At 63.0% G+C, this 11953-nt stretch carries 8 protein-coding genes; 3 read left to right on the top strand and 5 right to left on the bottom strand.

Translation table 11 applies throughout. From position 1 onward, the window contains the following. Positions 1 to 83: 83 nt before the first annotated feature. Together ACMGG8_RS16215 and ACMGG8_RS16220 are read right to left on the bottom strand one after the other, a co-directional pair. Complete coding sequence (locus ACMGG8_RS16215) at positions 84 to 578, bottom strand: DUF934 domain-containing protein (RefSeq protein ID WP_016966421.1); 495 nt, start codon at positions 576 to 578, stop codon at positions 84 to 86. Further along, the gene (locus tag ACMGG8_RS16220; RefSeq protein WP_047305033.1) at positions 562 to 2220 is read right to left on the bottom strand and encodes a nitrite/sulfite reductase; all 1659 of its coding nucleotides are present in this window, start codon (positions 2218 to 2220) and stop codon (positions 562 to 564) included. Before ACMGG8_RS16220 ends, ACMGG8_RS16215 begins: the two co-directional genes overlap by 17 nt. A gap of 503 nt (positions 2221 to 2723) precedes the next feature. Here ACMGG8_RS16220 and ACMGG8_RS16225 point away from each other — a divergent pair. After that, positions 2724 to 3809, top strand: coding sequence for an ABC transporter substrate-binding protein (locus ACMGG8_RS16225; RefSeq protein ID WP_414157911.1), 1086 nt, complete (start codon positions 2724 to 2726; stop codon positions 3807 to 3809). Positions 3810 to 3816: 7 nt separating this feature from the next. On the opposite strand, the gene ACMGG8_RS16230 is transcribed toward ACMGG8_RS16225, so the two are convergent. Together ACMGG8_RS16230 and metH are read right to left on the bottom strand one after the other, a co-directional pair. Next, on the bottom strand, positions 3817 to 4038 hold the full coding sequence (locus ACMGG8_RS16230; RefSeq protein ID WP_060844002.1) for a DUF2970 domain-containing protein: 222 nt from the start codon (positions 4036 to 4038) through the stop codon (positions 3817 to 3819). Positions 4039 to 4138: 100 nt separating this feature from the next. Continuing rightward, positions 4139 to 7849 carry a methionine synthase gene (gene metH / locus ACMGG8_RS16235; RefSeq protein WP_414157912.1) on the bottom strand — a complete coding sequence of 1237 codons (3711 nt, stop codon included), beginning with the start codon at positions 7847 to 7849 and terminating at the stop codon, positions 4139 to 4141. Positions 7850 to 8005: 156 nt separating this feature from the next. Between metH and ACMGG8_RS16240 the strand changes: the two genes are divergently transcribed. Together ACMGG8_RS16240 and nfuA are read left to right on the top strand one after the other, a co-directional pair. Further along, on the top strand, positions 8006 to 10297 hold the full coding sequence (locus ACMGG8_RS16240; protein WP_060844000.1) for a fatty acid cis/trans isomerase: 2292 nt from the start codon (positions 8006 to 8008) through the stop codon (positions 10295 to 10297). A 143-nt stretch (positions 10298 to 10440) separates the two neighbouring features. After that, on the top strand, positions 10441 to 11025 hold the full coding sequence (nfuA, locus tag ACMGG8_RS16245; RefSeq protein ID WP_047305029.1) for a Fe-S biogenesis protein NfuA: 585 nt from the start codon (positions 10441 to 10443) through the stop codon (positions 11023 to 11025). A gap of 173 nt (positions 11026 to 11198) precedes the next feature. On the opposite strand, the gene cobM is transcribed toward nfuA, so the two are convergent. After that, the gene (gene cobM, locus ACMGG8_RS16250; RefSeq protein WP_108545603.1) at positions 11199 to 11945 is read right to left on the bottom strand and encodes a precorrin-4 C(11)-methyltransferase; all 747 of its coding nucleotides are present in this window, start codon (positions 11943 to 11945) and stop codon (positions 11199 to 11201) included. Positions 11946 to 11953 lie beyond the last annotated feature (8 nt).

Genomic DNA, 11953 nt, shown 5'->3' on the forward strand with positions numbered 1-11953 from the left:
GCTCCAGCGGTCGATGGGAGAGGCGGATACAAAAAAGCCCTGAACCGGTTTCCCGGTTCAGGGCTTTTTGTTGACGCCAGGGCTTAGCGGCGACGGAACAGCGGCAGCGGTTCGTCAGTGGCGGCCTGGTAGGTCACCGAGAAGTCCTTGAGGCTTTCCAGGGCTTCGTAAGGGTCCTTGTCGGCCCGCAGGGCATAGGCGTCGAAGCCGCAGCGGTGCAGGTAGAACAGCTGGTCGCGCAATACGTCGCCAATCGCTCGCAGTTCGCCTTTGTAGCCATAACGGTCACGCAGCAGGCGGGCGTTGGAGTAGTTGCGGCCGTCGGTGAAGGCCGGGAAGTTCAGGGCAATGACTTGGAAATGCTCGACGTCGTCGCCGATTTCCTCGGCTTCTTCGTCCGCATCCAGCCATACGCCCAGACCGCCATCGCGGGCCTTGAGGGCGTGAGCATGATCACGCCACAGGGCCAGCGGCACGATCAGGTCGTCGCAGTTGGAGATGCCGTCGAGGGTCGCGTCCTTGGGCAGCAGGTGCCAGGTCTCGTCGATGACCTCGTTGTTCTTAATGATTCGCTGCATAGACGCGCTCCTTGAAGAGGTCGATGCCAATACGTTGATAGGTGTCGATGAAGCGTTCGTCTTCGGTACGTTGTTCCACGTACACGTCGATCAGCTTCGAGATCACGTCGGGCATGTCGTCCTGGGCGAAGGACGGGCCGAGGATCTTGCCCAGGCTGGCGTCGCGGCTGGCGCTGCCACCCAGGGACACCTGGTAGAACTCCTCGCCTTTCTTGTCCACCCCGAGGATGCCGATGTGGCCAACGTGGTGGTGACCGCAGGCGTTCATGCAGCCGGAGATGTTCAGGTCCAGCTCGCCGATGTCGAACAGGTAGTCCAGGTCGTCGAAACGGCGCTGGATGGATTCGGCGATCGGGATCGACTTGGCATTGGCCAGGGAGCAGAAGTCGCCGCCCGGGCAGCAGATGATGTCGGTCAGCAGGCCGATGTTCGGCGTGGCGAAACCGTTTTCACGCAGCTCGCCCCACAGGGTGAACAGCTGGCTCTGCTCGACGTCGGCGAGAATCACGTTCTGTTCATGGGAGGTGCGCAACTGGCCGAAGCTGTAACGGTCGGCCAGATCGGCGATGGCGTCGAACTGCTTGTCGGTCACGTCACCCGGCGCTACGCCGGTAGGTTTGAGCGACAGGGTCACGGCAACGTAGCCCGGCTTCTTGTGGGCCAGGGTGTTGCGCGCACGCCAGCGGGCAAAGCCCGGGTGCTCCTTGTCCAGGGCCGCCAGTTCGGCGTCCTGGTTGCTCAGGGCCTTGTAGTCCGGGTCGACGAAGTGTTTGGCCACCCGATGCACTTCGGCTTCGGTGAGGGTGGTCTGGCCGCCGCGCAGGTGGACCATTTCCGCCTCGACCTTCTCGGCGAACACTTCAGGCGTCAGGGCCTTGACCAGGATCTTGATCCGCGCCTTGTACTTGTTGTCGCGACGGCCATAGCGGTTGTAGACCCGCAGGATGGCGTCGAGGTAGCTCAGCAGGTCCTGCCACGGCAGGAACTCGTTGATGAAGGCGCCGACCACCGGGGTGCGGCCCAGGCCACCACCCACCAGGACCCTAAAGCCCAGCTCGCCGGCGGCGTTGTACACCGGCTCCAGGCCAATGTCGTGGACTTCGATGGCCGCGCGGTCGGAGGTCGAGCCATTGATGGCGATCTTGAACTTGCGCGGCAGGTAGGCGAATTCCGGGTGGAAGGTCGTCCATTGACGGACGATCTCGCACCAGGGGCGCGGGTCGATCAACTCGTCGGCGGCGACACCGGCGAACTGGTCGGTGGTGACGTTGCGCAGGCAGTTGCCGCTGGTCTGGATGGCGTGCATCTGCACGGTGGCCAGCTCGGCGAGGATGTCCGGCACGTCTTCCAGGGCCGGCCAGTTGAACTGCACGTTCTGCCGGGTACTGATGTGCGCATAACCCTTGTCGTAGTCGCGGGCGATCTTGGCCATCATCCGCGCTTGGCGCGAAGTCAGTTGGCCGTAGGGCACGGCGACCCGCAGCATCGGGGCAAAACGTTGGATATAGAGGCCATTCTGCAGACGCAGGGGGCGGAATTCTTCTTCGCTCAGCTCGCCTGCCAGATAGCGTCGGGTCTGATCACGGAACTGCTTGACGCGGTCCTCGATGATCCGCTGATCGTACTCGTCGTATACGTACATATAGGTCCAGTTCTCAGGCTACAGGTGGCACACCAGCGCACACGCTCAACGCCACCCATGTAAGCAAATCTGCGCGCACGGCCGCGCACTCCCTTCGGAGCCGGCGAACGATACCAGTTTGTGGTTATGCGCAAAAGTGATGTTTGAGTATATGAAAAGAACCAAAACGACTAACGGTAGGGGAGATGCAGTAACCCCATTTGTGGTAGGGGCAATCCTGAGCTTAACTGTGATCGTGTCTTTGAGCAGTCACCGACAAAATCTACTAGAGGCGATGCTATGAGCCATCCAACCAAAACAAGGAAAAGTGACAGTAGCGTTGATGCTTGGGCCATTCTTTTTCTGATCATACTGGTCGTGGGTACGGCCGTGTTTTGGGTCAGTCACCAGTAGTCGAGTCCAACCCAGGAGCCCGAATTGTCGGACAATCATGACAATTTGCCGCCGTTGGCCAGTACGTTGCCAGTTATACTGCCTGGGATAATTCTGGGGCTCCTTTCGTAATGTTCAAGGTTCTGTTCAAGTGCTTGCTGCTTCTGAGTCTGCCGTTCTGGGCAGCGGCTCAGGCGACGACCGTGGTGTTTCTCAATCCCGGCAATTCGACGGAAACCTTCTGGGTCAGCTATTCGCAATTCATGCAGGCCGCCGCTCGGGACCTGGGCATGGATCTGCAGATTCTCTATGGCGAACGTAATCCCCAGAATTCTCTCGATCAGGCCCGGGAGCTGTTTCAGCGAGAGCAGAAGCCCGATTACCTGATGTTGGTCAACGAGCAATATGTCGCGCCACAGATCCTGCGCATGTCTCAGGGCACCGGGGTCAAGCTGTTCATCGTCAACAGCCCGCTGACCGAAGATCAGCGGGCTTTGATCAGCCAAAGTCGCAGCAGCTACTCCGATTGGATCGGCAGCATGATGGGCAACGACGAAGAGGCCGGCTATCGAATGCTCAACGAGCTGCTGCGCAAGCACGGCCCTGTGCCTGAAGGGCAGACCATCGACTTGCTGGCGTTCTCCGGGGTCAAAGTCACGCCGGCGGCGCAGTTGCGCGAGCAAGGGCTGCGTCGGGCCCTGGCGGAGCATCCTCAGGTGCGTCTGCGGCAAATGGTGTATGGCGAATGGAACCGGCAGCGGGCGCACGAACAGGCGCGGCAGCTGCTGCAGCGTTATCCGCAGACGCAACTGGTCTGGTCGGCCAACGATGAAATGGCCCTGGGGGCCATGCAGGCTGCCCGGGAATTGGGCCGCAAGCCGGGGATCGACCTGCTGTTCAGCGGGCTCAACAGTTCGCCCGAAGCCTTGCGGGCATTGATCGACGGGCAACTGTCGGTGCTGATGGCCGGGCATTTCACGATCGGTGGCTGGGCCCTGGTGGCCCTGCATGACGATGCGCTGGGGCTGGATCCCCGGCGCCTGGGAGGGCCCGACTGGCAATTGTCGCTGTTCCAGTCATTGACCCGCGCTCAAGCCCAGCAGCTCTTGCGCTTTGGCGATCAGGTCGGGGCCCGCGTCGACTTTCACGGGCTGTCCGCCCAGGGCAAGCCGGACAGCTATCGCTATCCCTTCGGTTTGCAGCTGTTGCTGCACTGACCCGCTTTCAGACCCCCGCCAGATGCATCGCCAGGTTGGCGATGCCCAACAGCACCAGGACGAACAGGGCAGTGAAGACAATGCCCAGCACGATGAAGTGACTGGGCTTGCCGTGGCTGAAGTCGCGGGCGCGGTTTTTCCCGCTTTGCACGCCAAAGGCCGCAGCCAGCACGCTTTGCAGCATCTGCAGGAAGGTTGGAGGCTGATGGTCGTTGCTTGGATCGTCCATAAATCCCTCGACACGGTGGGGTGTCAACAGAGCATAGACAATACGGCCGGTGATGGCGGACGGGTGCAGGAGCCGGCAAGCCGGCTCCTGCCGCGCCTGATCAGTTGTCGTAGCCCAGGTTCGGCGCCAGCCAACGTTCGCTCACGGCCAGGTCCTGGCCCTTGCGCTCGGTGTAGCTCTGCACCTGGTCCTTGTCGACCTTGCCCACGGCGAAGTACTGCGCCTGCGGGTGGGCGAAGTACCAGCCGCTGACCGCCGCCGCCGGGAACATGGCGAAGTGCTCGGTGAGGAACACGCCACTGCGCCCGGCGCGGCCTTCGCTGGCCTCGGGGTCGAGCAGGGCGAACAGGGTGCTCTTCTCGGTGTGGTCCGGGCAGGCCGGGTAGCCCGGGGCAGGGCGGATGCCGCTGTACTGCTCCTTGATCAGCGCATCGTTGTCCAGCTGCTCGTCCTGGGCATAGCCCCAGTAGTCCTTGCGCACCTGCTGGTGCAGCCACTCGGCGCAGGCTTCGGCCAGGCGGTCGGCCAGGGCCTTAACCATGATCGAGTTGTAGTCGTCGCCGGCGTCCTGATAGGCCTTGGCCACTTCCTCGGCGCCGATGCCTGCGGTGGTGATGAAACCGCCCACATAGTCGGTGATGCCGCTGTCCTTGGGCGCGACGAAGTCCGCCAGGGAGAAGTTCGGCTTGCCGTCGGTCTTGATGATCTGCTGGCGCAGGTGGTGCAGGCGGGCCAGTGGCTGGCCGTCGTCGCCGTAGACTTCCAGGTCGTCGTCCAGCACCTGGTTGGCCGGCCAGAAGCCGAACACCGCGCGGGCGCTGATCAGCTTCTCGTTGATCAGCTTGTCGAGCATCTCCCGGGCGTCCTTGTACAGCGCGGTGGCGGCTTCACCCACCACTTCGTCCTCGAGGATGCGCGGGAACTTGCCGGCCAGGTCCCAGGAGATGAAGAACGGCGTCCAGTCGATGTATTCGGCCAGTACCTTGAGGTCGATGTTGTCCAGCACCCGGGCGCCGGTGAAGGTCGGCTTGACCGGCTGGTAGCCGGCCCAGTCGAACTGCGGCTTCTTGGCGATGGCCGCGGCGTAGCTCAGGCGTTCGGTACGAGCGCTGCGGTTGGCGGTGCGCTCGCGCACTTCCACGTACTCCTCCCGGGTCTTCTCGACGAAGCCGGCCTTGAGCTCCTTGGACAGCAACTGCGTGGCCACGCCCACGGCGCGCGAGGCGTCGGTGACGTAGACCACCGCGTCGTTGCTGTATTTGGGCTCGATCTTCACCGCGGTGTGGGCCTTGGAGGTGGTGGCGCCACCGATCATCAGCGGCAGGTGGAAATCCTGGCGCTGCATCTCGCGGGCGACATGGACCATCTCGTCCAGGGACGGGGTGATCAGCCCGGACAGGCCGATGATGTCGCACTTCTGTTCCTTGGCCACCTGGAGGATCTTCTCCGCCGGCACCATCACCCCGAGGTCGACGATGTCGTAGCCGTTGCAGCCCAGGACCACGCCGACGATGTTCTTGCCGATGTCGTGCACGTCGCCCTTGACCGTGGCCATGAGGATCTTGCCCTTGGCTTCCGGCTTGTCGCCCTTTTCCAGCTCGATGAACGGAATCAGGTGGGCCACCGCCTGTTTCATCACCCGGGCGGATTTCACCACCTGGGGCAGGAACATCTTGCCGGCGCCGAACAGGTCGCCGACCACGTTCATGCCGGACATCAGCGGGCCTTCGATGACCTCGATCGGGCGGCTGAAGCTCAGGCGCGACTCCTCGGTGTCTTCGACGATGTGGGTGGTGATGCCCTTGACCAGGGCGTGTTCCAGGCGCTTGTTGACGTCCCAGCTGCGCCATTCCTCGGTTTCCGCTTCCTTGACGCTGCCGTCGCCCTTGAACTGGTCGGCGATGGCCAACAGCGCATCGGTGCCATTGGCGGTGCGATTGAGCACCACGTCTTCCACGGCGTCACGCAGCTGCTGCGGGATCTGGTCGTAGATCTCCAGCTGGCCGGCGTTGACGATACCCATGGTCAGGCCATTGCGGATCGCATACAGCAGGAACACCGAGTGGATCGCCTCGCGCACCGGGTTGTTGCCGCGGAACGAGAACGACACGTTGGACACGCCGCCGGAGCTCAGGGCATAGGGCAGCTCATCGCGGATGTAGGCGCAGGCGTTGATGAAGTCCACCGCGTAGTTGTTGTGTTCCTCGATGCCGGTGGCCACGGCGAAGATGTTCGGGTCGAAGATGATGTCTTCCGGCGGGAAGCCCACTTCGTTGACCAGGATGTCGTAGGAGCGCTTGCAGATTTCCTTCTTGCGCGCCTCGGTGTCGGCCTGGCCGACCTCGTCGAAGGCCATCACTACCACGGCGGCGCCGTAGCGCTTGCACAGTTTGGCGTGGTGAATGAACTGCTCCACGCCTTCCTTCATGCTGATGGAGTTGACGATGCCCTTGCCCTGGATGCACTTGAGGCCGGCTTCGATCACTTCCCACTTCGAGGAGTCGATCATGATCGGCACGCGGGAGATGTCCGGCTCGCCGGCGATCAGATTGAGGAAGGTGACCATGGCCTTCTTCGAATCCAGCATCCCCTCGTCCATGTTGATGTCGATCACCTGGGCGCCGGCTTCCACCTGCTGCAGGGCGACTTCCAGGGCTTCGGTGTAGTTGTCCTCGCGGATCAGTCGGGCGAACTTCGCCGAGCCAGTGATGTTGGTGCGTTCACCGACGTTCACGAACAGCGAGTTGCGATCGATGGTGAAGGGCTCCAGGCCCGACAGGCGGCAGGCCTTGGGAATGTCCGGGATCTGCCGCGGGGCGTAGCCGGCCACGGCCTTGGCGATGGCGCCGATGTGCCCCGGGGTGGTGCCGCAGCAACCACCGACGATATTGAGGAAACCGCTCTGGGCGAACTCTTCGATGACCTTGGCGGTTTGTTCCGGCAGTTCGTCGTATTCGCCGAATTCGTTGGGCAGGCCGGCGTTGGGGTGTGCCGAAACGTGGGTGCTGGCCTTGTTCGACAGCTCTTCCAGGTACGGGCGCAGCTCGCTGGCGCCCAGGGCGCAGTTCAGGCCCACCGAGATCGGCTTGGCGTGGGCCACGGAGTTCCAGAAGGCTTCGGTGGTCTGGCCCGACAGGGTACGGCCGGAGGCATCGGTGATGGTTCCGGAAATCATGATCGGCAGTTCGAAACCCAACTCCTCGAACACGCCCTGCACGGCGAAGATCGCCGCCTTGGCGTTGAGGGTGTCGAAGATGGTCTCGATCAGGATCAGGTCGGCGCCGCCTTCGATCAGGCCCTTGGTGGCCTCGGTGTAGTTCTCCACCAGTTCATCGAAGGTGACGTTGCGGTAACCGGGGTTGTTGACGTCCGGCGACAGCGAGCAGGTGCGGCTGGTCGGGCCCAGGACACCGGCGACGAAGCGCGGCTTGTCCGGGGTCTCGAGGGTTTTCGCATCCGCCACCTTGCGTGCCAGACGGGCGCCTTCTACGTTCAATTCGTAGACCAGTTCTTCCATGCCGTAGTCGGCCTGGGACACCTGGGTGGCGTTGAAGGTGTTGGTTTCGAGGATGTCGGCACCGGCATCCAGGTAGGCTTTTTCGATGGCGCCGATCACGTCGGGACGGGTCAGCACCAGCAAGTCGTTGTTGCCCTTGACGTCGCTGGGCCAGTCGGCGAAGCGCTTGCCACGGTAGTCCTGCTCCTCGAGCTTGTAGCTCTGGATCATGGTGCCCATGCCGCCATCGAGAATCAGAATGCGCTCTTTGAGGGCTTGCTGGAGAGCGTGGAGGCGAGCACTGCGATCAGACATGAGAACTACCTGGTAGGGCCATTACGAAGGGCGTGGATCATAACAAACCTGCATGGTTTTGCGGCATGTGCGGGTTTTGCATGAATATCGCTCATGTTGGTGGCCGGGCGACATCGGTAGAATCGCGGCGTTTTTTTTACTTTCGGGACCAGGGACATGCCGTACCGTTTTGTCGTTGCCAGCGCTTTGCTGCTGCTCAGTTCATTGTGCATGGCCCAAGGTCCCGCACCGGCCATTTCCTACACCCGCGACATCCAGCCGATCTTTACCGAGAAGTGCGTGGCCTGTCATGCCTGCTACGACTCCGCCTGTCAGCTCAACCTGGGCAGCGGCGAAGGGGCCGGTCGTGGCGCGTCGAAGATTCCGGTGTACGACGGTGAGCGCAGCAAGGCCCAGGCGCCCACGCGGCTGTTCTATGACGCCAGCGGCAAGGCGGCCTGGCAGCGCCAGGGCTTCTATTCGGTGCTCGACGCCCAGGGCAGCCAGGCAGCGCTGATGGCGCGCATGCTCGAACTCGGCCACCGCACCCCCTTGCAACCCAATGCCAAGCTGCCCAGCGAGATCGTGCTGGGCTTGAGCCGCGAGAACATGTGCCCGCAGCCGGCGGAGTTCGACGCCTATGCCGGTGCTCATCCCAAGGAAGGCATGCCCCTGGCCGTCACCGGCCTCACCGACCAGCAGTACCAGACCCTGCAACGCTGGCTGGCCTCCGGCGCGCCGATCGACGAACAGGGCCTGGCCCCCAGTGCCCGGGAAAGCCTGCAAGTGGCCCAGTGGGAGAACCTGCTCAACGCCCCCGGCGCGCGGGAAAGCCTGGTGGCGCGCTGGCTCTACGAGCACTGGTTCCTGGCCCATATCTATTTCGAAGGCGGCGAGCCGGGGCACTTCTTCCAGTGGGTGCGCTCGCGTACCCCCAGCGGCCAGCCGATCGACCTGATCAACACCCGACGCCCCAACGACGATCCGGGCACCCAGGTGTATTACCGCCTATGGCCGGTGCAGGGGGTGATCGTGCACAAGACCCACATCACCTACCCGCTGAGCGCGGCGAAGATGGCCCGGGTCAAGACCCTGTTCTACAGCGGCGACTGGCAGGTCACCGCCTTGCCGGGCTACGGACCGGCGCGCCGGGCCAACCCGTTCGAGACCTTCGAGGCGATTCCGGCCAAGGCCCGCTACCAGTTCATGCTGGATAACGCCGAATACTTCGTGCGGACCTTCATTCGCGGTCCGGTGTGCCGCGGGCAGATCGCCACGGATGTGATTCGCGACAACTTCTGGGCGCTGTTCCAGGCTCCGGAACACGACCTGTACATCACCGACCCGGTCTATCGCGGCCAGGCCACGCCGCTGCTGGCCATGCCCGGGCAGAACGACGACGTCGGCAGCGTGCTCAGCCTGTGGCTGGCCTACCGCGACAAGCGCAACGAATACGAAGCCTTGCGCCGCGACTTCTATGCCCATGCCCCGGCGCCCAGCTGGTCCAGCCTGTGGGCCGGCAACGACAACGCGCTGCTGAGCATCTTCCGCCACTTCGACAGCGCCTCGGTGACCAAGGGCCTGATCGGCGAAGTGCCGCAGACGATGTGGCTGTTCGACTACCCGTTGCTGGAGCGCACCTACTATCAGTTGGCGGTGAACTTCGACGTGTTCGGCAACGTCTCCCACCAGGCCCAGACCCGGCTGTATTTCGACCTGATCCGCAACGGCGCCGAGCAGAACTTCCTGCGCCTGATGCCGGCCGGCAGCCGTGAGGACTTCCTCGACGATTGGTACCAGAACAGCGGCAAGTTCAAGATGTGGCTGGATTACGAGTCCATCGACGACGACAAGCGCAGCGCGCTGAAGCTCGACCCCCAAGACCCGAAAAAGGACTTCGTCAACCAGTTGCTGACTCGCTATGGCGAACTCAACGCCAAGCCGGACCCGATCAACCGCTGCAACGGCGCCTACTGTTCGCGCCCGAACATCGACCCGGCGCTGCAGGACGCCGAGCAGGCCCTGAGTCGCCTGGCGTCGCGTCCTGCTGCGGGGCTCAAGGTCATCGAGCAACTGCCCGAGGCGACGTTGCTGCGTGTCCAGACCGCCAGTGGCAAGCGCGAGTTCTACAGCATGCTGCGCAACCGCGCCCACAGTAACGTGGCCTTCATGCTCGGCGAATCCCTGCGTTATCAGCCGGGGCTGGACACCTTGACGATTTTCCCGGGCATTCTCAGCAGTTACCCGAACTTCATCTTCAACGTTCCGGCCGATCAGGTGCCGGCCTTTGTCGAGGCGATGCAGGCGGTCCGGGATGGCGCAAGTTTCGACAGGGTGGTCGAGCGCTGGGGTATCCGGCGCAGTCACCCGCAGTTCTGGCAGTACTTTCACGATCAGACCCGCTACCTGCAGGAAGTCGATCCGCTGGAAGCCGGGGTCATGGACATGAACCGTTACGAAAACCTCTGACATAGCGCCGTGATCGGCCCTCGGGACGCCCGCTGGCGGGCCCCGGGGGTGACCTATACCAAGGTCTATCCCGACAAAAATACTAGGACTTTGTCAGCGGCGTCGATTGGCGTAAACTGCGCCCACGTCTGCGAGGAACCACCATGAGCGCCATAACCATTACCGACGCCGCCCACGATTATCTGGCTGATCTGCTGTCCAAGCAGAACACCCCGGGGATTGGCATCCGCATCTTCATCACCCAGCCAGGGACTCAGTACGCCGAGACCTGCATCGCCTATTGCAAGCCGGGCGAAGAGAAACCCGAAGACAAGGCCCTGGGCCTGAAAAGCTTCACCGCCTACATCGACGCCTTCAGCGAAGGCTTTCTCGATGACGCGGTGGTCGACTACGCCACCGACCGCATGGGTGGCCAGCTGACCATCAAGGCGCCCAACGCCAAGGTGCCGATGGTCAATGCCGACAGCCCGATCAACGAGCGCATCAACTACTACCTGCAAACCGAAATCAACCCGGGGCTGGCCAGTCACGGCGGCCAGGTCAGCCTGATCGACGTGGTGGACGACGGCATCGCCGTGCTGCAATTCGGTGGCGGTTGCCAGGGCTGCGGCCAGGCCGACGTGACCTTGAAGGAAGGCATCGAGCGCACCCTGCTCGAGCGCATCCCCGAGCTCAAGGGCGTACGTGATGTCACCGACCACACGCAGAAAGAAAACGCCTACTACTAAGGCGTTCGCTGCGAACAAAAAAACGGCGCCCCGTGAGCGCCGTTTTTTATGCCCGCAAACCAGCGCCTCCCGAAATAAGCCTTCGTAGGAGCCGGCTTGCCGGCGAAAGGGCCCTCAAGCCTTGGGCCAATGCCGAGATTGCCTTTGCTGGCAAGCCAGTTCCCGCAAAGGGCTCAGGGGCGATAGAGGTGCGCGTGTCCGGCGCGGTACAGGGATGATTCGCTGAACGCGTCCGTGGCCAGCACCCGGCCCACCAGAATCAGCGCCGTGCGCCGGAAGCCCTTGGCCGCAACCTTCTCGGCAATGTCCGCCAGGGTGCCCAGGACCCAGTCCTGGTCCGGCCAGGTGGCCCGGTGTACCACGGCAATCGGGCAGTCGGCGCCGTAATGGGGCAGCAGCTCGGTGACTATCTTCTCCAGGTGGTTGACCCCCAGGTGAATCGCCATGGTGGCGCCATGGGCCGCGAGGCTGGCGAAGTCTTCACCGGCGGGCATGGCGGTCTTGTCCGCATAGCGGGTCAGGATCACGCTCTGGGACACATCCGGCAGGGTCAATTCGGCCCCCAGCAAGGCGGCGCAGGCGGCAGTGGCGGTGACGCCGGGGACGATCTCGTAGGGAATGCCCAGCTCCCGCAGGCAGCGAATCTGTTCGCCGATGGCGCCGTACAGGCTCGGGTCGCCGGAATGCACCCGGGCCACATCCTGGCCCTGGTCGTGCGCGTGCCTGATGGCCTCGATGATCTGTTCCAGGTGCAGTTCGGCACTGTTGATCACCCGGTCCGCGCTGTGACCTTCGAGGACGGCCGCGGGCACCAGCGAGCCGGCGTAGATGATCACCGGGCAGCGATGGATCAGGCGCTGGCCCTTGACGGTAATCAGCTCCGGGTCGCCGGGGCCGGCACCGATGAAATAGACAGTCATGGCTGTCT

Source organism: Pseudomonas sp. BNK-45 (assembly GCF_047456255.1).
Lineage (GTDB): Bacteria > Pseudomonadota > Gammaproteobacteria > Pseudomonadales > Pseudomonadaceae > Aquipseudomonas.